General features: G+C 65.3%; 21 protein-coding genes and 2 pseudogenes. 18 read left to right on the plus strand and 5 right to left on the minus strand.

The genetic code is table 11. The features are described from left to right. The first annotated feature begins 14 nt into the window (after window positions 1-14). Genes miaB through dapF form a run of 3 tightly spaced genes read left to right on the plus strand, consistent with a single transcriptional unit; the run spans window position 15 to window position 3,416 of the window. On the plus strand, window positions 15-1,562 hold the full coding sequence (miaB, locus tag V6M49_RS14290; RefSeq protein ID WP_332761561.1) for a tRNA (N6-isopentenyl adenosine(37)-C2)-methylthiotransferase MiaB: 1,548 nt from the start codon (window positions 15-17) through the stop codon (window positions 1,560-1,562). 3 nt (window positions 1,563-1,565) lie between these two features. Next, a complete protein-coding gene (gene miaA, locus V6M49_RS14295; RefSeq protein ID WP_141140029.1) occupies window positions 1,566-2,462 on the plus strand; it encodes a tRNA (adenosine(37)-N6)-dimethylallyltransferase MiaA in 897 nt (298 codons plus the stop codon). Window positions 2,463-2,471: 9 nt separating this feature from the next. Beyond that, complete coding sequence (dapF, locus tag V6M49_RS14300) at window positions 2,472-3,416, plus strand: diaminopimelate epimerase (protein WP_332761563.1); 945 nt, start codon at window positions 2,472-2,474, stop codon at window positions 3,414-3,416. Here the strand turns inward: dapF and V6M49_RS14305 are convergent. Beyond that, complete coding sequence (locus V6M49_RS14305; protein ID WP_332761565.1) at window positions 3,397-4,011, minus strand: class I SAM-dependent methyltransferase; 615 nt, start codon at window positions 4,009-4,011, stop codon at window positions 3,397-3,399. The two genes, dapF and V6M49_RS14305, sit on opposite strands and share 20 nt — an antisense overlap. A 435-nt stretch (window positions 4,012-4,446) precedes the next feature. Between V6M49_RS14305 and hflX the strand changes: the two genes are divergently transcribed. Both hflX and V6M49_RS14315 read left to right on the plus strand, forming a co-directional pair. Continuing rightward, entirely contained in the window at window positions 4,447-6,012 is a 1,566-nt protein-coding gene (gene hflX / locus V6M49_RS14310) for a GTPase HflX (RefSeq protein WP_332761567.1), read from the plus strand. Beyond that, complete coding sequence (locus V6M49_RS14315; RefSeq protein WP_332761569.1) at window positions 6,005-8,062, plus strand: ATP-dependent DNA helicase; 2,058 nt, start codon at window positions 6,005-6,007, stop codon at window positions 8,060-8,062. Before hflX ends, V6M49_RS14315 begins: the two co-directional genes overlap by 8 nt. Before the next feature lie 12 nt (window positions 8,063-8,074). Here the strand turns inward: V6M49_RS14315 and lexA are convergent, their stop codons facing one another. After that, window positions 8,075-8,821 carry a transcriptional repressor LexA gene (gene lexA / locus V6M49_RS14320; protein ID WP_104063372.1) on the minus strand — a complete coding sequence of 249 codons (747 nt, stop codon included), beginning with the start codon at window positions 8,819-8,821 and terminating at the stop codon, window positions 8,075-8,077. A gap of 466 nt (window positions 8,822-9,287) precedes the next feature. Here lexA and V6M49_RS14325 point away from each other — a divergent pair, with 466 nt between their 5' ends. The 8 genes from V6M49_RS14325 (at window position 9,288) to V6M49_RS14360 (ending at window position 15,473) form a co-directional block, all read left to right on the plus strand. Continuing rightward, window positions 9,288-9,611: a LysM peptidoglycan-binding domain-containing protein gene (locus V6M49_RS14325; protein ID WP_246848791.1), complete on the plus strand. Its 324-nt coding sequence runs from the start codon at window positions 9,288-9,290 to the stop codon at window positions 9,609-9,611. A gap of 78 nt (window positions 9,612-9,689) precedes the next feature. Continuing rightward, entirely contained in the window at window positions 9,690-10,808 is a 1,119-nt protein-coding gene (locus V6M49_RS14330) for a histidinol-phosphate transaminase (protein ID WP_332761572.1), read from the plus strand. A gap of 81 nt (window positions 10,809-10,889) precedes the next feature. Continuing rightward, window positions 10,890-11,516: an imidazoleglycerol-phosphate dehydratase HisB gene (gene hisB / locus V6M49_RS14335; RefSeq protein WP_104063411.1), complete on the plus strand. Its 627-nt coding sequence runs from the start codon at window positions 10,890-10,892 to the stop codon at window positions 11,514-11,516. Continuing rightward, on the plus strand, window positions 11,513-12,244 hold the full coding sequence (gene hisH / locus V6M49_RS14340; RefSeq protein WP_141140036.1) for an imidazole glycerol phosphate synthase subunit HisH: 732 nt from the start codon (window positions 11,513-11,515) through the stop codon (window positions 12,242-12,244). Before hisB ends, hisH begins: the two co-directional genes overlap by 4 nt. Then, window positions 12,245-12,403 (plus strand): hypothetical protein, encoded by a 159-nt coding sequence (locus V6M49_RS14345; protein WP_167349814.1) that lies wholly within the window; start codon window positions 12,245-12,247, stop codon window positions 12,401-12,403. 57 nt (window positions 12,404-12,460) lie between these two features. After that, the gene (gene priA / locus V6M49_RS14350; RefSeq protein WP_332761576.1) at window positions 12,461-13,207 is read left to right on the plus strand and encodes a bifunctional 1-(5-phosphoribosyl)-5-((5-phosphoribosylamino)methylideneamino)imidazole-4-carboxamide isomerase/phosphoribosylanthranilate isomerase PriA; all 747 of its coding nucleotides are present in this window, start codon (window positions 12,461-12,463) and stop codon (window positions 13,205-13,207) included. Window positions 13,208-13,216: 9 nt separating this feature from the next. Next, the gene (locus V6M49_RS14355) at window positions 13,217-14,113 is read left to right on the plus strand and encodes an SseB family protein (RefSeq protein WP_332761578.1); all 897 of its coding nucleotides are present in this window, start codon (window positions 13,217-13,219) and stop codon (window positions 14,111-14,113) included. Between the two features lie 55 nt (window positions 14,114-14,168). After that, window positions 14,169-15,473, plus strand: a complete 1,305-nt coding sequence (locus V6M49_RS14360; protein WP_332761580.1) for an MFS transporter — start codon at window positions 14,169-14,171, stop codon at window positions 15,471-15,473. 157 nt (window positions 15,474-15,630) lie between these two features. On the opposite strand, the gene V6M49_RS14365 is transcribed toward V6M49_RS14360, so the two are convergent. Beyond that, window positions 15,631-16,017, minus strand: coding sequence for a DUF1844 domain-containing protein (locus V6M49_RS14365; protein ID WP_141140039.1), 387 nt, complete (start codon window positions 16,015-16,017; stop codon window positions 15,631-15,633). 388 nt (window positions 16,018-16,405) lie between these two features. Here V6M49_RS14365 and infC point away from each other — a divergent pair. Then, window positions 16,406-16,807, plus strand: a pseudogene (infC, locus tag V6M49_RS19935) (translation initiation factor IF-3); the annotation flags it as partial. A 329-nt stretch (window positions 16,808-17,136) separates the two neighbouring features. Here infC and V6M49_RS19940 read toward each other — a convergent pair. Then, window positions 17,137-17,454, minus strand: a pseudogene (locus V6M49_RS19940) (hypothetical protein); the annotation flags it as partial. A gap of 129 nt (window positions 17,455-17,583) precedes the next feature. Between V6M49_RS19940 and rpmI the strand changes: the two are divergent. From rpmI to V6M49_RS14385, 3 genes are all read left to right on the plus strand, one after another. Next, on the plus strand, window positions 17,584-17,778 hold the full coding sequence (gene rpmI, locus V6M49_RS14375) for a 50S ribosomal protein L35 (RefSeq protein ID WP_009358635.1): 195 nt from the start codon (window positions 17,584-17,586) through the stop codon (window positions 17,776-17,778). 119 nt (window positions 17,779-17,897) lie between these two features. Further along, entirely contained in the window at window positions 17,898-18,353 is a 456-nt protein-coding gene (gene rplT, locus V6M49_RS14380; protein ID WP_056342954.1) for a 50S ribosomal protein L20, read from the plus strand. Between the two features lie 49 nt (window positions 18,354-18,402). Next, window positions 18,403-19,296 (plus strand): TrmH family RNA methyltransferase, encoded by an 894-nt coding sequence (locus V6M49_RS14385; RefSeq protein ID WP_141140040.1) that lies wholly within the window; start codon window positions 18,403-18,405, stop codon window positions 19,294-19,296. Window positions 19,297-19,374: 78 nt separating this feature from the next. Here V6M49_RS14385 and V6M49_RS14390 read toward each other — a convergent pair whose 3' ends face one another. After that, a complete protein-coding gene (locus V6M49_RS14390; protein ID WP_056342958.1) occupies window positions 19,375-19,650 on the minus strand; it encodes a GlsB/YeaQ/YmgE family stress response membrane protein in 276 nt (91 codons plus the stop codon). Window positions 19,651-19,852: 202 nt separating this feature from the next. On the opposite strand from V6M49_RS14390, the gene V6M49_RS14395 reads away from it, so the two are divergent. Beyond that, entirely contained in the window at window positions 19,853-20,857 is a 1,005-nt protein-coding gene (locus V6M49_RS14395) for a cation diffusion facilitator family transporter (RefSeq protein WP_332761587.1), read from the plus strand. Window positions 20,858-20,871 lie beyond the last annotated feature (14 nt).

The raw sequence follows: 20,871 nt of genomic DNA on the forward strand, positions 1-20,871 counted from the left end.
GGTACCCTTAACAGGTGAGTTTGACCATTCCTTCCCCCGCATCCGGTACCGCCCCGTCAGCCGACCCAGCCCTCCAGCAGCCCCGTACCTATCAGGTGCGCACGTTCGGCTGCCAGATGAACGTGCATGATTCGGAGCGGATGGCCGGCATGCTCGAGGCCGCGGGCTACGTACCGGCCAGCGGCGAGCAGGCCGACGTCGTGGTGTTCAACACCTGCGCGGTCCGCGAAAACGCGGACAACAAGCTCTACGGCAACCTGGGCATGCTGGCGCCCGTCAAGGCCGCCAACCCGGGGATGCAGATCGCCGTGGGAGGCTGCCTGGCCCAGAAGGACCGCGAGACCATCCTGAAGAAGGCTCCCTGGGTGGATGCTGTCTTCGGCACCCACAACGTCGGAGCCCTCCCGGCACTGTTGGACCGGGCCCGGCACAACAACGAAGCCCAGCTGGAGATCCTCGAATCCCTGGACGTCTTCCCCTCCACGCTGCCCACCAAGCGTGACTCGGTCTATTCCGGCTGGGTTTCCATCTCGGTCGGCTGCAACAACACCTGCACGTTCTGCATTGTCCCGGCCCTGCGCGGGAAGGAAAAGGACCGCCGCCCGGGCGACATCCTGGCTGAAATCCAGGCCCTGGTGGATGACGGCGCCATCGAAGTCACCCTCCTGGGTCAGAACGTGAACTCTTACGGTGTGGAGTTCGGCGACCGGCAGGCGTTCTCCAAACTCCTGCGCGCGTGCGGTGAAATCAAAGGCCTGGAACGGGTCCGCTTCACCAGCCCCCACCCCGCCGCCTTCACCGACGACGTCATAGACGCCATGGCCGAAACCCCCAACGTGATGCCGCAGCTGCACATGCCGCTGCAGTCCGGGTCCGACAAAGTCCTGAAGGACATGAAACGGTCCTACCGCTCCACCAAGTTCTTAGGCATCCTGGACAAGGTCCGCGAGAAGATCCCGCACGCCGCCATCTCCACTGACATCATTGTCGGCTTCCCCGGCGAAACCGAGGAAGACTTCCAGGCCACCCTTGACGTTGTGGAGCAGTCGCGCTTCGCCACCGCGTTCACCTTCCAGTACTCGAAGCGTCCGGGTACTCCCGCCGCAGACCTGCCGGACCAGCTTCCCAAGGCCGTGGTCCAGGAGCGGTTTGAACGCCTGACTGCACTGCAGGACAGGATCGCTGCCGAGGAAAACGCCACGCAGCTTGGCCGCCGGGTAGAGGTGATGGTCACCGCCCACTCAGGGCGCAAGTCCGAAGAAACCCACAGGTTGTCGGGCCGGTCCCAGGACCAGCGGCTGGTGCATTTCTCCGTTCCCGAGGGGGCAGAGGTACCGCGTCCGGGGGACCTGGTCACAGTCACCATCACCGAAGCCGCAGCCTTCCACCTCGTGGCCGACCCGTCGTTGCAGGACTACAGCCTGCGGCGTTCCCGCGCGGGGGACGCCTGGGACAGGTCCCAGGCAGATTCGTGCGGCGCTCCCGTGCCGGCTGCCGCAGGCGGCGCCGGACGCACCGGAGTCTCGCTGGGGATGCCCACGCTGCCGGTACGGAGCCGCTGACCGGTGGTCCAGCCTCCGGTGATTGCTGTTGTTGGTCCCACAGGGTCAGGTAAGTCCGATCTGGCCGTGAACCTTGCCCTGGAGCTGGACGGCGAGGTCATCAATGCCGACGCCATGCAGTTCTATCGCGGGATGGACATAGGCACCGCCAAGATCACGCCAGCAGAGCGCAAGGGCGTTCCCCACCACCTTCTGGACATCCTGGACGTCACGGAGGAGGCCAGCGTTTCAGACTTCCAGCAGCAGGCCCGGAGCATCGTCAGCGATATCCACGCGCGCGGCAAGCGAGCCATTCTGGCGGGCGGTTCGGGTCTCTATGTGCGGGCCGCCCTCGACGTCCTCGAATTCCCCGGCACGGATCCTGTCCTCCGGCAGCGGCTCGAGGCTGAGCTCGATGAAGCCGGCCAGGATGCCCTCCTGGCACGGCTCCGGGAGGTGGACCCGGTGTCCGCGGGCCGTGTCTCCGATGCGCGCCGGATCATCAGGGCGCTCGAAGTCCATGAGCTCACCGGCCGGCCCTTCAGTTCCTTTATGCCCCAGCGGGAGTATTTCCAGCCTGCCGTCCAGATCGGCCTGGCCGTGGACCGCGACGTCCTCCGTGAACGGCTGGCACTGCGGGTCCACAACATGGTGGACCAGGGGCTGCTGGGGGAAGTGCGCCGGCTGGACACGGCCGGTCTCCGCGGCGGCAAAACTGCGCCGCGGGCCCTCGGCTATGCCCAGTTCCTGAAAGTGCTCGATGGCGGTTCAACAGTTGCCGAGGCAGCCGAGGACACCATTGTGGCCACCCGGCAGTTCGCCAGGCGCCAGCTCACGTGGTTCCGCGCCGATCCCCGCATCACCTGGCTGGACTGGCAGGCGCCGGACCTTACGGCCCAGGCCGTGGCTCTCAGCCGGTAATCTAGGACCATGGACGCAACTCCCGCAGAGACCACAGAGCCCGTCTTCCACACCTTGGGCGGACTCCGCTTCTCCAAGGGACACGGCACCGGCAACGACTTTGTGCTGGTCGCCGACCCCGACGGCGTCCACACCATCGACGCCGGCCAGGTAGCCGCGCTCTGCGACCGTCACCGCGGGATCGGCGGCGACGGACTGATCCGGGCCGTCCCGTCCCGGTACCTCTCCGAAGGCCGCGAGCTGCTGCTGAGCAGCCCCGAGGCCGAATGGTTCATGGACTACCGCAACGGCGACGGGTCGCTCTCGGAAATGTGCGGCAACGGGGTCCGCGTATTTGTGCACTTCCTGCGTGCCGAGGGCTTGGTTGACCTGCCCGACGGCGGCGCGCTTACCATCGGGACGCGCGGCGGCGTCAAGACCGTGGTCCGGACAGGGGACAGCTATGCGGTGGACATGGGGGCGTGGGAATTCATTTTCCCCGGCGACGCGACCGCGAAAGCCATGGACTCGCTGGTAACCGCAGACGGGCTGGAAGTGCCCCGCCCGGCCCTGTCAGTGAGCATGGGCAACCCGCACACCGTGGTGGCACTGGCTGAACTGTCCGAATTGGAAGCCACCAGGCTCTACACTGCCCCGAAGGTCGATCCGGTGCCGGCCAATGGAACCAACGTTGAATTTGTCGTGCCTGCCGAACCGCTGGTCCACAACGGGATCGGCACCATCACCATGCGCGTCCATGAGCGGGGTGTGGGCGAGACCCAGTCGTGCGGAACGGGCGCGTGCGCCGCCGCAGTGGCCATCCGGCACTGGGCCGGGGCGGAAGCGCCGGACTCCTGGCAGGTCAACGTGCCGGGTGGCGTCGTCGGCGTTAAGTTCTTCTCCGGGGCCGGCGGGCACGAGCACGTCGAGCTCAGCGGGCCTGCCGTAATTGTGGCTACTGGGACGCTTTCCTGACCCGAATGATCCGGAAGGACTTGGACGTGGACTCCCGGCTCACGGCGAAGGATGCATCCAGTTCCGTCGCGAGCCAGCGCTGAAGCGAATCCGAGCCCAGGTTCTTTTGGACCACCAGCCACGCGGAGCCGCCCGGCGCGAGCCGGGGCAGCCACAGCTTCAGGAGGCTGTGGAGTTCATCCTTGCCGATCCGGATGGGCGGATTGGACCAGATCGTGTCAAAGCGCAGGTCCGGGTCCACCGCGTCCGGCGTGCTGGCCAGCACGTTGCCCAGGCCCAGCAGGGCCGCATTCTCCTTGGTCAGCGTGATGCAGCGTTCATTGACGTCCACGGCGTAGACCTTGGCGTGTGGCGCCCGCAATGCGAGGGTCAGGGCAATGGGCCCCCAGCCGCAGCCGATGTCAAGGAGGTTGCCTGTGGGGTCCGGGGCCGGGACCTCGGCCAGGAGCACCGCCGTCCCCTTGTCGATGCCGTCGGGGCTGAAGATGCCGCCGGACGTCTGCAGCGTGCGCGTCTCGCCGGCCAGTTCCACGGTGAGCGGCTTGCGGGTGAACGGCCCGGCGGGCGATGCGCTGAAATAGTGTGCGGACTCCATAACTGGCCAGATTAGTTGGCCGGGGTGGACAATGCGAAACCGCGGGCACCGCTTCTGCTAATCTTGGACCCATGTTCCTGATCTTCGAGTAGCCGGCACGGCCGGTGTCCCTCCCGGACGCCGCCTGTTCCGAAGCCGTGCCCCGCAGCGATGCAGGTATTAACCTTCCGCAAGTGCGCCACATGCCAGGTCTTCCGTGTCTGGTATGCCGCCGGGCAATACTCGAGCGATCTGCCGCCGCCGGTCCTTGCTGTTTGCCCGCGCTTCCACCACTCCACGTATCCCCGGATGCGAAGACTCCCTGCGCTGCCCGGTCCCGGCCGGCGCGCAGCAGACCAGGAGGCCCGGATGACTGCAAGTCAGCCCAGCGCGAATACTTCACCACTGAACAACGATCGGCACTATTCTGAAAATGCCGAAACTTCAAAGGAGACCATGACCAGCCAGCCCAACACCGGTTCAGATCCAGCAGCCCAGGACATGAGTCCCGAGGAGATCCAAGCTGTCATCGACCGGATTCTCGCCAAGGACGTACCGGCCAGGAACGTCACCGCCACAGACGGTGACAAGGGCGTGTTCGGCAGGGCCCAGGCGATCTCCCGCTTGGACGACGAACACACCAGCTACGACGGCGACCAGCAGGACCGGGAGGAACGCCGGGCACTGAAGCGCGTGGCCGGGCTGTCCACCGAACTCGAAGACGTCACCGAGGTCGAATACCGGCAACTGCGGCTCGAACGAGTGGTCCTTGCCGGGCTATGGTCCGAAGGCACTTTGGCGGACGCGGAGAATTCCCTGCGTGAGCTCGCCGCCCTCGCCGAAACAGCAGGCTCGGAAGTCCTGGACGGGATGGTGCAGCGCCGTGCCAAACCGGACCCGGGCACGTTCCTGGGTTCCGGAAAGGCCCTCGAGCTCAAGGAAATCGTGATGGCCACCGGGGCTGACACCGTTGTGGTGGATGCCGAACTGGCACCGTCACAGAGGCGTAGCCTCGAGGACATCGTCAAGGTCAAGGTCATTGACCGCACGGCCCTGATCCTGGACATCTTTGCCCAGCACGCCAAGAGCCGTGAAGGCAAAGCCCAGGTGGAACTGGCGCAGCTCGAATACCTCCTGCCGCGCCTGCGTGGCTGGGGTGAATCGATGTCCCGCCAGGCTGGTGGCCAGGTGGGCGGCGCGGGCGCCGGCATGGGTTCGCGCGGACCGGGTGAAACAAAAATCGAACTGGACCGCCGCCGGATCCGGACCCGCATGGCCAAGCTGCGGCGCGAGATCGCGGCAATGAAGCCGGCACGGGAGACCAAGCGGGCCAACCGCCGTCGTAATTCAGTGCCTTCCGTTGCGATTGCCGGGTACACCAACGCCGGGAAGTCATCGCTGCTGAACAGGCTGACCGACGCCGGCGTGCTGGTGGAGAACGCGCTCTTCGCCACCCTGGATCCCACAGTGCGAAAGGCCGAAACCTCCGATGGCCTCGGCTACACCCTCGCGGACACCGTGGGGTTTGTCCGGTCGTTGCCCACGCAGTTGGTGGAAGCCTTCCGCTCCACGTTGGAGGAAGTGGCTGACGCGGATCTGATCCTGCACGTGGTGGACGTGTCCCACCCGGACCCGGAGGGCCAGATTGCTGCAGTCCGCAAGGTCTTCAGCGAAGTGGATGCCCGCAAGGTGCCAGAGATCATTGTCCTGAACAAGGCCGATGCCGCTGATCCGTTTGTGGTGGAGCGCCTCAAGCAGCGCGAGCCGCGCCACGTGGTGGTCTCGGCCCGCACCGGGCAGGGGATCGCCGAACTGCTGCGGGCCATCAGTGACGGGATTCCGCGGCCCGGCGTGAAGCTGGAGCTCCTGATTCCCTACGACCGCGGTGACCTGATCAGCAAACTGCACGAGACCGATGCCGAGATCCTGAGCCTGGATCACGGCGAGCACGGTACCCGCGCCTTGGTGATGGTGCGCGAGGGCCTTGCGGCTGAACTGGAATCCTTCATCAACCATGACTGAGGTTGCGGCGGGGGGAGTCAAAGGTACGGCTGGCGAGGAATTCGTGATCGAACTGCTCGACCGCGCCGTGGCCGGCATGGGCGGTCAAAGCCGCAGCGGGCAGCACGAAATGGCCAGGCAGGTGGCCAAGGCCATCGAAACCGGCGACCACCTCCTGGTTCAGGCCGGAACGGGGACCGGGAAGTCCCTGGCCTACCTGATTCCGCTCATTGCGCACTCGCTCGTGAGCAACAAACCCACCCTGGTGTCAACGGCCACGCTTGCGCTGCAGACCCAGATTGTGGGCCGCGACCTTCCCCGGCTGCTGAAGACCATCACCCCTGCCCTGGACCGCCCGGTCAAGGTGGCCCTGGTCAAGGGCCGCTCCAACTATGTGTGCCAGCACAAGCTCGAAGGCGGGTTCCCCTCCGAGGAACCCGCCGAGGGCCAGCTGTTCTCCCTCGGCGAAGACACCAGCGTCCCGCATTTCGCCGCTGCCTTGGGCGGGCCGTCGTCCCAACTCGGCAAGGAAGTGGTGCGACTGCGCGAGTGGGCGGAGAAGACCACCACGGGCGACCGTGATGAACTGCTTCCCGGAGTAACAGACCGGGCCTGGCGACAGGTTTCAGTGACGTCCATGGAATGCCTTGGGGCCCAGAAATGCCCCATGGCAGCCGAATGCTTCAGCGAACTGGCGCGCCACGCCGCCGCCGAGGCCGACGTTGTGGTCACCAACCATGCCATGCTCGCCGTCAGCGCCTTTGAAGGCCTGGCAGTTCTTCCCGAGTACGACGTTGTGGTGGTGGACGAGGCCCACGAACTGCAGGACCGGGTCACCGGTGCGGTGTCGGGGCAACTCTCCGTGGCAATGATCCACGCTGCGGCGTCGGGCGCACGGAAACACACGGCCATCACCGTGGATGCCCTCAACGCAGCTGCCGCCAACCTGGAACTCGCCCTGGACGGCGTGCCCAACGGGCTGCTCCCGAATGGCCTCAACGACGAACAGCTGGATTGTGTGGACCAGTTGCGTGAGGCCTGCCGTGCTGCACTGTCCGATTCCAAGGGGGACGGCAGCCAAACGGCCGACGGCGGGCGGCAGCTCGCGCGCTCACGCCTGATGCTGATCCTCGAACTGTGCGAGCGGCTGATCGTGGCCCGTGAAAACCGCGAAGTGGTGTGGTTTTCCCGCGCAAGTTCCTTCGATCCGCAACAGGGCTATGCGCAGCCCGACGAGTCTGCGCCGGTCCTGGTCAACATCGCGCCGCTTAGCGTTGCCGGCAAGCTCCGCGAAGGGCTGTTCGCCGGCCACACGGTTGTCCTGACGTCGGCAACCCTGGCCATCGGCTCAGCCTTTGAACCGACCGCCGGCGGCTTGGGACTGGTGGGGGAGGGCGCGCCCAGCTGGAGCGGGATCGATGTCGGATCGCCCTTTGACTATCCCAAACAGGGGATCCTCTATGTCGCAGGGCACCTCCCCAAGCCAGGCCGCGGGGCGTCGCCGGAGGCCCTCGATGAACTTGAGGCGCTGATCCGCGCGTCCGGCGGCGGCGCCCTGTGTCTGTTTTCGTCCCGCCGAGCCGCCGAGGAGGCCGCTGAAGCGATGCGTCCCCGGCTTGGCCTCAGCATTCTCTGCCAGGGCGACTCCACCATGACGGCCCTCGTGAAGCAGTTCGCGGACGAGCCCGATACCTGCCTGTTCGGCACCATGTCACTGTGGCAGGGTGTTGATGTTCCCGGTGGATCATGCCGGCTGGTGGTGATCGACCGCATTCCGTTCCCACGGCCGGATGACCCGCTGATGACCGCACGATCCCGCGCCGTTGCGCAGGCCGGCGGAAACGGCTTTATGGCGGTATCGGCGACCCACGCGGCCATCCGCCTGGCCCAGGGCGCGGGCAGGCTGATCCGTTCCACCGGAGACAAAGGCGTGGTGGCCGTGCTTGATTCCCGGCTTGCTACAGAACGCTACGCCGGATTCCTGCGCGCCGCTCTGCCGCCATTCTGGCCCACCACGGACCGCAAAACAGCGTTCGCCGCCCTGGAAAGGCTGGCCGGGAAGGGCGCCTGACTGCGCGCAGTCCTAGAGCGACCGGAGGACCGAGACGACCTTGCCCATGATGGTGGCGTGATCGCCCAGGATGGGCTCGTACTGGGTGTTTTGCGGCAACAGCCACGTGTGGCCGTCGCGCTGGCGGAAGGTCTTGACGGTGGCTTCGTCGTCCAGCAGGGCCGCCACAATATCGCCGTTGGAGGCGTCTGCCTGCCGTCGGACCACTACCCAGTCGCCGTCGCAGATGGCAGCATCCACCATGGAGTCGCCGGCCACACGCAGCATAAAGAGCTCGCCCTGGCCCACGAGCTGCCGGGGCAGGGGCATCACATCTTCCACCACCTGGTCAGCAAGGATGGGCCCGCCGGCCGCGATCCGGCCCACCAACGGCACCATCGCGGTGTCCATGGCAGAGGGAAGTTCGGTGACCGTCCCGCCGATGCCGTGCAGGAGTGAGGGCTTGGTTGTCCCGTTCGACTTAGTGGACCCGCCGTCAAGCGTCAACGGCATCAGGACTTCCATGGCGCGCGGACGCTTGGGGTCCCGGCGCAAGTATCCCAGCTTCTCCAGCTGTGAGAGCTGGTGGGTCACGCTCGACAAACTCGCCAGGCCCACGGTGTCACCGATTTCACGCATCGACGGCGGATAGCCATTGTCATTCACCGAGCGCTGGATGGTTTCAAGGATCTTCTTTTGGCGGGCGGTGAGCCCCTTGGGGGTTCGTGGGGGCTGGCGGCGCTGCGGTGTCGCCTTGCCCTCGGCGGCTGGTGCTGCCATGTTCGCCAATGCCTTTCGGTTGCCCGGCTCCGCTCCGGCCGCTGGTGCCTGGAACGCCCCGGGGCTGGTGTCGGAGTTGATTGTCAGACCCTGCTGATCAACTACAGAGGTGGTTGTTCTTTGATCCAAACGTAGGCCAGCCACAGGGCTTTTTCAAACATTTGTTCTAGCGAGTCTCGACAATATTCGTTGATAAGTGCTAAAAATGAAGAAGCAAAGTTCGAACATGTGTTCTACTCGTTGCTTGCGGATTCGAATATTCGAATTTATGGACGGCCCAGGCCGGCACCGGCAAGTGGACGCGGAGGGCGCGCCGGGCAGCACAGTATGGTCCAGGAGGGCTCATTTCATGTCAGCTATATCTGCTTCGCAGGACTCGCGTCCGCAGTTCATTTCCGTGCAGGACCTCACCTCGCGGCAGTGGTCCGCACCCGTTCCGACGTCGGGAGCGGCGCCAAGGCAGCGCATGGAACCGTTGCCGCCGCTGCGCCTGACGCGCAGGGGCCGGATTGTGCTCATCGGCATCCCGCTCGTGATTCTTGCCGCAATCCTGCTTTCCCTGGCAGGTTTCCTCAACGCCCCGGCAAAAGCCGCCGATTCTGCCGCCGACCTGTCGCTAACGCCAACAGTCTCGGTCACGGTGCAGGCCGGCCAGTCACTCTGGGCCATCGCCAGTACCGTTGCGCCCGAGCGTGATCCCCGTGATGTCATCGCGGATATTGCCCAGTTGAACAACCTTTCCGCCGGCGGCGTTGTCCCCGGACAGCAGCTCTTCGTCCCCACCAGGTAAAGAGCCTGCGGGCTCGGGCGTGTGCCGCCGCAGGCCGTCACATTTTCCGGCCGTCTGCTTCGGACCTAAACTGTTCAGGTGAATGACCAGCTAGAGCGTCTGAACAGACTTCCCCTCCGGACCAACCTCCGCGGGCTGACCCCGTACGGTGCCCCGCAGCTGGATGTACCTATCCTGCTGAACGTCAACGAAAACACCCATGGCGTCCCGGCGGACGTCCGGGCCGCGATCAGCGTGGCCGTGACGGAAGCCGCGGCGGGCCTCAACCGCTACCCGGACCGTGAGTTCACCGAACTCCGGGAAGCGCTGGCCGAGTATCTCGGCCACGGTCTTGATGCCACCAACATCTGGGCGGCCAACGGGTCCAACGAGGTCCTCCAGCAGATTCTCCAGGCTTTCGGCGGACCCGGGCGGACGGCCCTGGGTTTCCCGCCCACGTACTCGATGTATCCGCTCCTGGCCAGCGGCACGGACACCGGGTACATCGTCGGGCAGCGGGCCGACGATTACGGGCTCAGTGCCGAGTCGGCCGCGTTGCAGGTCAAAGAGCTTCAGCCCAACATCGTTTTCCTCTGCTCGCCGAACAATCCCACCGGCACGGGGCTGGGCCTGGACGTTGTGGAGGCCGTGTACGAGGCCGGCGAGGCCAGCCAGACGATCGTCATCGTTGACGAGGCCTACCACGAGTTCGCCCACGACGGAACGCCGAGCGCCCTTACGTTGCTGCCCGGCCGGGAGCGCCTCATTGTGTCCCGCACCATGAGCAAGGCGTTCGCCCTCGCGGGCGCCCGCCTGGGCTACATGGCTGCCGCTCCTGAAGTCACGGACGCGCTGCGCCTGGTCCGGCTGCCGTACCACCTTTCGGCCATCACCCAGGCAACAGCCCTCGCCGCCCTGCAGCACCGCACTGCGCTGATGGCCGACGTCGAGGACATCAAGGAACAGCGCGACCGCATCGTCTCGGAACTTACGCGAATGGGACTCAAACCTGCCGCCTCCGATTCGAACTATGTCTTCTTCGGCGGCCTCGACAGCCCGCATGACGTCTGGCAGCGGCTGCTGGACGACGGCGTGCTGATCCGCGACGTCGGCATCCCCGGCCACCTGCGTGTCACGGCGGGAACTGAGACGGAGACCACAGCCTTCCTGACGTCGCTGGAACGCATCCTGGCCAGCCAGGCCAGGCTGCCCGCCTAAACTTGAAGTATCGGCGCCGCCGCGCGCCGGCACATCTCCTTCGCTTTCGCACCACTGACTTCGCCTAAAGGACATATGACCATGAGCTTCACCGGATCGAACGCTGCCGCGCCCCGGACCGCACGCATGGAGCGTGCCACCAGTGAATCGTCAGTGCTCGTGGAGATTAACCTCGACGGCACGGGCGTTTCGGACATCGACACGTCTGTCCCGTTCTACGACCACATGCTGACGGCGCTCTGCAAGCACTCGCTCATTGACATGACGGTCAAAGCCACCGGTGACATCCACATTGACGTCCACCACACGGTGGAGGACGTCGCCATCACGTTCGGTGAAGTCCTGCGCACTGCCTTGGGAAACAAGGCCGGGATCCGCAGGTTCGGCGAGGCCACCGTGCCCCTCGACGAAGCCCTGGCGCACGCCGTCGTCGACGTCTCCGGCCGCCCCTACCTGGTGCACGGCGGAGAACCTGCCGGGCAGGAGTACCACTTGATCGGCGGCCACTTCACGGGGTCATTGACCCGCCACGTGTTTGAGGCCATCACGCTTCATGCCGGCATCTGCCTCCACATGAACGTCATCGCGGGCCGCGACCCGCACCACATTGTGGAAGCGCAGTTCAAGGCCTTCGCCCGCGCCCTGCGTGCTGCGGTCGAGCCCGATCCCCGCGTGGAGGGAATCCCCTCCACCAAGGGTGCCCTGTGAGCGGCCAAATTCTCCGGGACGGCGCCGTCATTGATCCGGCCACCGGCAAGAAGCCTGTGTCGCCCGAAGGCAAGCCCACGGTCACTGTCCTGGATTACGGTTCGGGAAACGTCCGGTCCGCCGTGCGCGCCCTGGAGCGGGCAGGAGCCGAGGTCATCCTCAGCTCCAAGCCGGAGGACGTGCTTAATGCCGACGGCTTGGTAGTACCCGGGGTCGGCGCGTTCGAGACTGTGATGCGCGAGCTCAAGGCCGTGGACGGCATCCGGCTGATCGGCCGGCGCGTGGCCGGGGGCAGGCCGGTCCTGGCAATCTGCGTGGGCCTGCAGGTCCTGTTCGAGGCCGGGGTGGAGCACGGGACAGAAGCTGAAGGCATGGGGGAGTGGCCGGGCAAGGTGGAACTCCTTCCCGCCGAAGTGGTGCCACACATGGGCTGGAACACTGTTGACGTCCCGGAAGGATCCAAACTCTTCGCCGGCGTCGCGGACCAGCGCTTCTACTTCGTTCACTCCTATGGGGTCCAGGACTGGAACTTCGACGTGATCCAGCCGCGGATGACTGCGCCCCTGGTGACCTGGTCAGAGCATGGCGCGCGCTTTATTGCCGCAGTGGAGAACGGACCGCTCTGCGCTACCCAGTTCCACCCGGAAAAATCCGGCGACGCCGGCGCACGGCTGCTGCGCAACTGGGTGGACGGCCTTCGCAAGCCAGCTGCCACGGACGCCGCCTAGATGTGGTCGATTGTCCTGATGGGCCTGGCTGGCCTGTTGGTGGGCGGCGCACTGTCCTTCAGGCAGCAGCACAAACCGCTCTGGACCCAGGTGGGCTTCTACGTCCTGGCCGGGATGGCGCTGCTGGCCGCCTACCTCCTGACGCTTCCTGGAACCTAGCCCACACATTCAACAGTTCCGCTTCCACGAGCAACCCAACACCCAAGAGGATTTGAGATGACCACCGCAACCGATCTGCCGGTTCTTGAACTGCTGCCCGCCGTCGACGTCGTAAACGGACAGGCCGTGCGGCTGGTCCAGGGGGAGGCTGGTAGCGAGACGAGCTACGGCACACCGCTGGAGGCAGCCCTCAACTGGCAGGAGCAGGGCGCCGAATGGGTGCACCTGGTGGACCTTGACGCCGCGTTCGGCCGGGGGTCGAACGCCGAGCTGCTCCGTGAAGTGGTGGGCCGGCTCGACATCAAGGTGGAGCTCTCCGGCGGACTCCGGGACGACGAATCCCTCGAGGCGGCGCTGGCCCTTGGCGTGGCCCGCGTTAACCTCGGCACGGCGGCGCTGGAGAACCCCGAGTGGACCCGCAGTGCCATCGACCGCTTTGGCGACAGGATCGCCGTCGGCCTCGACGTCCGCGGAACCACGCTGGCAGGCCGCGGCTGGACCAAAGAAGGCGGGGACCTCTGGGAGGTCCTGGGCCGGCTCGAAGAAGCCGGGTGCTCCCGGTACGTTGTCACTGACGTTACGAAAGACGGCACATTGCAGGGCCCCAACGTTGAACTCCTGCGCAAGATGGTGGAGAAGACCGGCAAGCCGGTGGTCGCGTCCGGCGGCATCTCCAGCCTGGACGACTTGAAAGTGCTGCGCTCCCTGGTGCCGCTGGGCGTGGAAGGCGCGATTGTTGGCAAGGCGCTGTACGCCGGTGCCTTCACGCTCCCCGAAGCCCTCGACGTCGCCGGCCGCCGCTAGGCAGTTTCCGTGGACAGCACACACAATGCCGATCCGGCAGCGGAATCGCCTCCGCCGCGCCATCTGCCCGGACACATTGCGGCGGCTTTGGCGGGCGCGGGCGGCCGTACTGACTCGGCCGGCCGGCCGTGGGAAGGCCGGAGCCTCGCCGGGGACGACGGCAGGATCCATAACTTCGAGGACGACGACGGAACGGCCGACACCGGCTACCTCGCCGCCGTCGCGGCCCTGCTTGACGGCAACGGCGACGAAGCGGCTGTGGTGGCCTCGCTGGCCACCGCCCGCGTCTTCATCCCGATCATCGCCCAGCTCGGCGAGGAAGCGGCCGGCGTCGACGGCCTGACGTCGGACAAGCAGGCGGACATGGCGCTGGTCACCCTGAAGGCCGCCGACGGCCGGACGGCCATGCCGGCCTTTACCTCGGCCGAGGCCTTGGCTGCCTGGCATCCAGAAGCCCGGCCGGTGGCGGTATACGCCGCCCGGGCTGCCCTCTCGGCCGTGGCCGAGGGGGCCGAGTTACTGGTGCTCGATCCAGGCTCGGAGCTCACGTTCGTGGTCCGGCGGCCCGCCGTCTGGGCGCTGGCCCAGCAACGGGTGTGGATCCCTTCCTACACAGATGCGGCGTTGGCAGCCGAGATGGCGGAGGCAACGGCCGCCTTCCCTGTGGTGCGCAAGCTTGCCCTCCTCCCGGGTTCCGGCGTCGCCGTCCTCACCGGTAGGGGTGCCCGGCTCTCCGGGGGCGGTGCCGGGCCGGAACTTCAGGTGCTGCTCCACCTTGAGGATGGGTTGGACGCTCCGGCAGTCCAGGAGCTGGTGTCCGGCCTCCAACAGGCATGGTCCCGGAATGTATTGTTTGGAGAGCGTGTTGACTCGATCGAAATCAAGTTGCGGCGCGCAGCACAATAGCTGACGGTTGGCGCGGAGATCCCGGGCTGCCGCGGGCAGACCCAAAGGATTTTCCGTGAACTTCGCTCTTTACCGGGAGCTGCTGGCCCACCGGCCCATCCGGCGGCTGCTGCTGGTCGGCATGATCGCCCGCATCCCCCACTCGGCCGCAGGCCTGCTGCTGACCCTGCATATCGTCCTGACCCTGGACCAGGGGTACGCCGCAGCAGGCGCCGCAGCGGCTGTTATGACCATCGGCATTGCCGTCGGCGCACCATGGCGCGGCAGGCGCGTGGACACTGTTGGCCTGCGCCGGGCGCTGATTCCGTCAGTGGTGTCAGAGGCCCTCATCTGGTCCATGGTGCCGCACGTGTCCTACCAGTGGCTGCTTCCGCTGGTGTTCGTCGGCGGCCTGCTGACGTTGCCGATCTTCAGTGTGATCCGCCAGTCCCTGGGCGTCCTCGCGGACGGCGACCAGCGGCGGACCGCTTTTGCGCTGGACTCGATCGCCACGGAGATGGTGTTTATGATCGGGCCTGCCGCCGGAGCCGTTGTGGCCACCAGCGGCTTCACTGTTCTGGGACTCACCGTGGTGGGCGTTTCCACGTCACTGGCCGGATTGTTCCTCATGTGGTTCAACCCGCCTACTCGAAGTGCCACGCAGACTGAGGAGTGCCAGGCAGACCAGCGCCACGCCGCGGCAGTGGCTGTGCTTTCCGCCGCACCGGCACACCTCCAGGAAGCGGCGGCAGACCTCGTCCCGGCAGGGGCAGAACGCGCCCGCAGCGGGCCGGCGGGGCTGCGCGGCAAGGTGGCCCACAACTTCGTCTGGCTCACGGCCACCGTAGCGGCCGTATTCGCCGTGGCGGCTGGAACCGGCATGGTGCTCAGCGGCACGGACGTTGGCATTGTTGCTGCCCTGGAAACAGGCGGGCACCAGGGCGAAATCGGCATTGTGTTCCTCTTTTGGTGCGCCGCATCGGTGGTGGGCGGACTGGTGTACGGGGCCATGCACCGTCCAGTTTCGCCGATCCTGCTGCTGCTGGGGATGGCGGCCCTGACTATCCCGATGGGCTTCGCCCAGGACACCTGGACGCTGGCCCTCGTCTCGATCCTTCCGGGCCTGTTGTGCGCCCCTGTCCTGTCGGCCGCCTCCGAACATGTGGCAGACCTGGTGGCGGAGGACCGCCGCGGCGAGGCGATGGGCTGGTACGGCTCTGCGCTGACTGCCGGGGTGGCGCTCGGGGCGCCCCTTGCCGGGATTTTCATCGATGGGATGGGACCATCCGGCGGATTTGTCTCCGTGGGCGTGGCCGGAGTTCTGCTCTGCCTGGTGGGACTACTGCTCCAGGCCCACCGACGCCGCCGCGCTGCCGTCTGACGCCGGCCTCCGGAGTTCTTATCCAGATATTCCGCCTTTCCAGGTGCGGAAGTCCCGTTATCCGGACAAGAACAAAGTGAAACACGACGGCGGCGGAGGGTCCGTGTGGACCGTCCGCCGCCGTCGTCGTACTTTGTGAAGTTCTTGCTGGTTGGTTCTAGTTGACGGCGCCCGTGTACTTTTCGCCCGGGCCCTTGCCCGGGGCGTCCGGAATGATGGACTCCTCGCGGAACGCGAGCTGCAGGGAACGCAGGCCATCGCGCAACGGGCCGGCGTGCTGCGATCCGATTTCGGGGGCCGCTGAAGTCACGAGTCCGGCAAGGGCGGTGATGAGCTTGCGGGCCTCGTCCAGATCCTTGAGTTCCTCTGCATTGTCCTCGGCGGCGAGGCCCAGCTTGACCGCTGCCGCACTCATCAGGTGCACGGCGGCGGTGGTGATGACCTCGATGGCCGGCACCTCCGAGATATCGCGGATTTGCTGGGTCACGTCAGCCTTGGCGTCCGAGGCCTCGAAAACGTGTGAATTACTGTCTGGGGTGCTCATACTGGTAAGCTTGTCACAGACCGACTGGATGTCGTTATTTTGCTGTGGAAGGTCCCACCAACGCTTAGCTGCGTTAGGCGGGATTTGTTCTGTAGAATGGCATGCAGTTTGCAAGCGGAGTACTCTCCCACCCGCGTCAGCCGTTTTCCCACCGGAAGCAATTCCGCCAGGAACCAAGGTTGCCGGGTACCGGTCGGACAGTTCCATCAGGCGTTGAGCCTGGGGAAGTGCGCACAGCCTTTACGAAGGATCGTGCATCCGACCTTCGAGGCCTTCGATTGCTCCGGCAATTGGGGGCCTTCTCTATTTGCCGGTGGAATGCCACATCAATCACAGGAGCTTTAACATTAGCGAGCCAAGAATCAATGAGCGTATCCGCGTCCCCGAGGTGCGGCTGGTCGGTCCTGCAGGTGAACAAGTAGGAATTGTCCGTATTGACGATGCCCTGCGTTTGGCTGCCGAGTCCGATCTTGATCTCGTTGAAGTTGCACCGCAGGCCAAGCCTCCGGTGTGCAAGCTGATGGACTTCGGCAAGTACAAGTACGAGGCCGCCGTCAAGGCACGTGAAGCACGGAAGAACCAGACCAACACTGTTCTGAAGGAAATCCGCTTCCGCCTCAAGATTGACACCCACGACTACGAGACCAAGCGCGGCCATGCACTGCGCTTCCTCGGTGCCGGTGACAAGGTCAAGGCCATGATCCAGTTCCGCGGCCGTGAGCAGCAGCGTCCGGAAATGGGCATCCGCCTGCTCCAGCGCTTCGCTGACGATGTCGCCGAAGTGGGCGTTGTCGAGTCCAGCCCCCGTATCGATGGCCGCAACATGGTCATGGTTGTGGGCCCGCTGAAGAACAAGGCCGAAGCCAAGGCTGAGGCACGCCGCGCATCACAGCGTGCAGAGGCCAAGGCGCAGAACGAAGCGAAAGCTACGGGTGGCGGCCGCATCGACGTCTCCGGCGACGACCAGGCACCGCTCACGCAGTCGCTGGCTGACCTTCTTCCGGAAGGTTTCGCCATCACCACGGTGCCGGAAACCGAAGCTCCGGCACAGTCTGAAGCACCTGAGGCGCCTGCTGAAGCCGCTCCGGAAGCCGAAGCCCCTGTCAAGGAAGCGCCGGCGAAGGAAGCTCCCGTCAAGGAAGCCGCCGCGAAGGAAGCTCCTGCACAGGAAACCGCCGCCAAGGCAGCACCCGTGAAGGAAGCCGCCGTCCAGGAGGCGCCCAAGCAGGCTGCCCCGAGGGCCGCTGCTCCCAAGCGTGAGGCTCCCAAGGCAGCCCCGGCACCCGTCAAGGCTCCTGTCGCTGCCAAGCCCGCCGAAGTTGCGGCTCCGGCAGCTCCGAGGCCGCCGGTGCCGATGCCTAAGCCGATCGCCCGGCCGGCAGCGCCGAAGCCTGCTGCAAGGCCTGCCCCCAAGGCAGCTCCGAAGCCGGCTGGCAAGAAGACTACCTAGTTCAAAGCTGCGGGAGGTTATCCTCCTGCAGTACGCAACCAGCATGCCGCCTGCAGGGGCGGCTGCTCGAAAGAACTGCAGACAATGTCTGTGGACACGTAAGGAGATCGGTTCCCATGCCGAAGATGAAGACCCACAGTGGTGCTAAGAAGCGCTTCAAGCTGACCGGCAGCGGCAAGCTGCGCCGCCAGCAGGCCAACCGCCGCCACTACCTTGAGCACAAGTCCTCCAGGCTGACTCGTCGCCTCGCCGGCGACAAGATTGTCTTCAAGGGTGACGCTAAGGTCATCCGGAAGATGCTCGGCATCTAAGTTCCAAGTTCTCTGACTGATGCCACCTGGCAGCAGTCAACTACCAAAAAGGCTTCTCAGGCCAGCCGGTTGTTCCGGCAGTAGATGCTTGGGATCAGAATTTTCGAAGGAGTACGCACGTGGCACGTGTGAAGAGGGCGGTCAACGCCCACAAGAAGCGCCGGGTTATCCTTGAACGCGCAAAGGGCTACCGTGGACAGCGTTCACGCCTGTACCGCAAGGCTAAAGAGCAGCTGCTGCACTCGTTTGTGTACAGCTACGGCGACCGCAAGAAGAAGAAGGGCGACTTCCGCCGCCTGTGGATCCAGCGCATCAATGCTGCATCCCGCGCCAACGGCCTGACTTACAACCGTCTGATCCAGGGCCTGAAGGCCGCTGAGGTTGAGGTTGACCGCCGTATGCTTGCTGAGCTGGCCGTTTCGGATGCGAACGCATTCGCCGCGCTGGTGAAGATCGCCAAGGATTCCCTGCCTGCCGACACGTCCGCTCCGGCCGTCGAAGCCGCAGCCCCCAAGGCTGCCAAGGCACCCAAGGCCAAGGCTGCAAAGCCTGCCGCTGACGTGGCTGCCAAGTAGCACCCACGCCAGTTCGGGGACTGGTGGCTGAAGCCACTAAGGTTCTTATATGAACGAAACCGGGCGCCCGCAAGACTTTCCACTCTCCAACCCCCGAGCTGATCGGGTGAGGAAGGTGGCACAGCTTGCCGGGCGCCCGGCCCGTTTAAAGCGCAGCGAGTTTCTGGCGGAGGGTCCCCAAGCTGTCCGTGAGGCCCTCACCCTGCACCAGAAAAGGATTGCAGCGGGCGAGCCCGGCGTCGTCTATGAGGTGTACGCGAGCGAGGCCTGCCTCGACCGGCACCCGGACCTGGAGGCTCTCGCGGAGGGTATTGACGCTTACCTCACTACCGATGAAGTGCTGGCCGCGATGGCGGACACGGTTACCCCGCAGGGCATTCTCGCGGTCTGCGGTTTCCTGGACGTGAGCCTTGAGCAGGTCCTCGACGCCGGCCCTCGGCTGCTTGCAGTGCTGTGTCAGGTCCGGGACCCCGGCAACGCCGGCACTGTACTCCGGGCTGCTGACGCGGCGGGGGCGGACGCCGTCATCCTGACCTCGTCCAGCGTTGACATCTATAACCCCAAGGCCGTCCGTTCCACCGCCGGTTCCCTGTTCCATCTGCCCGTGGTCCTGGGTGCCGATATCGCGGAAGTGGCAGCCGCCTGCCGTTCGCGGGGGATTGGCATACTGGCCGCCGACGGTGACGGTGACGTCAACCTGGATACGCTCCAGGACGAAAACGCCGCCCGCCGGATCGCAGGCCCCGGCGTCGAATCGCTGTTTGCCCTGGAGGGTCCCACAGCGTGGCTGTTCGGAAACGAAGCGCAGGGGCTCGCCGAAGATGAACTGGCCTTGGCAGATCACCGGGTGGCCGTGCCGGTTTACGGTGCCGCGGAAAGCTTGAACCTCGGCACGGCGGCAACGGTGTGCCTTTACGCGAGTGCCAGGTCCCAGAAAGCGTGACTGAAGACGTGACTTAAAAGGCAGGGCCCCGGAAGTTCTCCGGGGCCCTTGCTGTATGAATCAGATGAGGTAGGGGTATCAGGGCGCCCGTGTGCTCTTGCTGCGTCCTGTGATGGCTCCATAGACGCCGGCGACTACCAGGCCGCCTACGATGGCCAGGATCCAGGTACCCAGATCAAAGAAGGCAAGGTCACCCTTGCCGAACAGGAGGCTGCCAATCCAGCCGCCTACAATTGCGCCGACAACGCCGAGCACGAGACTCGTCACCCAGCCGCCGCCGACTTTGCCCGGCATAACGGCTTTAACGATGGCCCCTACGATGAGGCCGAGAATAATCCAAGCAAGAAAACCCATGTCTCCTCCTTCATATTCGTCGGGATTAAACGTCCCGATTAGTGTTCAAGCTAACACACCGCCCCTCTGATGTCAGCAGGCTTAGTGCATGTCAGAAGTGCGTCTTCTGCACCCGAAAAGGTACGGTATTCGTGGGCGGAGCCCACTGCGGCGCCGCGAATATCCCTGCTGTTCTTGAAACCTGTGAAGAGGAGAAGCCTCCGTGGCTGCAAATGGCGGTACCAAGGCGATCGTCGCGGCCCTAGCCGCAAACCTGACCATCGCCGTCCTGAAATTCGTGGCCTTTTTTCTGACGGCTTCCTCGTCGATGCTGGCCGAAGCCATCCACTCGATTGCCGACTCCGGCAATCAACTGCTGCTCCTGATCGGCGGCAAGCGCGCCCGGAAGGCAGCCAGCCCGGAGCACCCGTTCGGGTATGGCCGTGAACGCTACATTTACGCCTTTATCGTCTCGATCGTGCTGTTCAGCGTGGGCGGGCTTTTTGCACTGTTCGAAGCGTGGGAGAAGCTGCAGCACCCGCACGCCATCGAAGGGGACTTCTGGTGGGTTCCACTGGCGGTACTGATCGGCGCCATTGTTGCTGAGTCCTTCTCGTTCCGGACGGCCATCATCGAATCCAACCACATCCGCGGCAAGCAGGGCTGGGTGAGCTTTGTGCGCACGGCCAAGCAGCCGGAACTGCCGGTCATCCTGCTGGAAGACCTCGGGGCGCTTCTTGGCCTTGTGTTCGCGCTCGTGGGTGTGAGCATGACCCTCGTCACCGGCAACGGGATCTGGGACGCAGCGGGTACCGGCATGATCGGCCTGCTGCTCGTGGCCATCGCTGTGGTGCTGGCTATCGAAACCAAGTCGCTGCTGCTGGGCGAGTCCGCCACCCGGGATGACGTGGCCCGCATCAGTGAGGCCATCGAGGCCGGGGGACACAACCGGATCATCCACCTCAAGACCCTTCACCTCGGACCGGAGGAGCTGCTGGTGGCCGCCAAGATCTCCGTGGGTGCCGCAGAAACCGGCCGGGACATCGCCGCCGCGATTGACGGTGCCGAGTCCCGAATCCGCACGGCCGTTCCGATGGCCCGGGTGATCTACCTCGAACCGGATCTGCACCGCGAGGACAGTCGCACGGACGAGGTCTCAGGCGCCGGTCGGGTTCCCAGCGCCGGCCAGACAGCCGCTGATGCCGGGGCTCAGGACCCGCAGGCCTGACGTTCCTTCCTCAG

Source organism: Pseudarthrobacter sp. (assembly GCF_036675385.1).
Lineage (GTDB): Bacteria > Actinomycetota > Actinomycetes > Actinomycetales > Micrococcaceae > Arthrobacter.

Coding starts and splice junctions, on each gene's coding strand:
- hisB (WP_104063411.1), top strand. CDS start 10,890: ATGAGCTTCACCGGATCGAACGCTGCCGCGCCCCGGACCGCACGCATG.
- V6M49_RS14390 (WP_056342958.1), bottom strand. CDS start 19,650: ATGGGTTTTCTTGCTTGGATTATTCTCGGCCTCATCGTAGGGGCCATC.
- lexA (WP_104063372.1), bottom strand. CDS start 8,821: ATGGCAGCACCAGCCGCCGAGGGCAAGGCGACACCGCAGCGCCGCCAG.
- V6M49_RS14305 (WP_332761565.1), bottom strand. CDS start 4,011: ATGGAGTCCGCACACTATTTCAGCGCATCGCCCGCCGGGCCGTTCACC.
- V6M49_RS14345 (WP_167349814.1), top strand. CDS start 12,245: ATGTGGTCGATTGTCCTGATGGGCCTGGCTGGCCTGTTGGTGGGCGGC.
- hflX (WP_332761567.1), top strand. CDS start 4,447: ATGACCAGCCAGCCCAACACCGGTTCAGATCCAGCAGCCCAGGACATG.
- V6M49_RS14365 (WP_141140039.1), bottom strand. CDS start 16,017: ATGAGCACCCCAGACAGTAATTCACACGTTTTCGAGGCCTCGGACGCC.
- dapF (WP_332761563.1), top strand. CDS start 2,472: ATGGACGCAACTCCCGCAGAGACCACAGAGCCCGTCTTCCACACCTTG.
- V6M49_RS14385 (WP_141140040.1), top strand. CDS start 18,403: ATGAACGAAACCGGGCGCCCGCAAGACTTTCCACTCTCCAACCCCCGA.
- rpmI (WP_009358635.1), top strand. CDS start 17,584: ATGCCGAAGATGAAGACCCACAGTGGTGCTAAGAAGCGCTTCAAGCTG.
- V6M49_RS14325 (WP_246848791.1), top strand. CDS start 9,288: ATGGAACCGTTGCCGCCGCTGCGCCTGACGCGCAGGGGCCGGATTGTG.
- V6M49_RS14315 (WP_332761569.1), top strand. CDS start 6,005: ATGACTGAGGTTGCGGCGGGGGGAGTCAAAGGTACGGCTGGCGAGGAA.
- priA (WP_332761576.1), top strand. CDS start 12,461: ATGACCACCGCAACCGATCTGCCGGTTCTTGAACTGCTGCCCGCCGTC.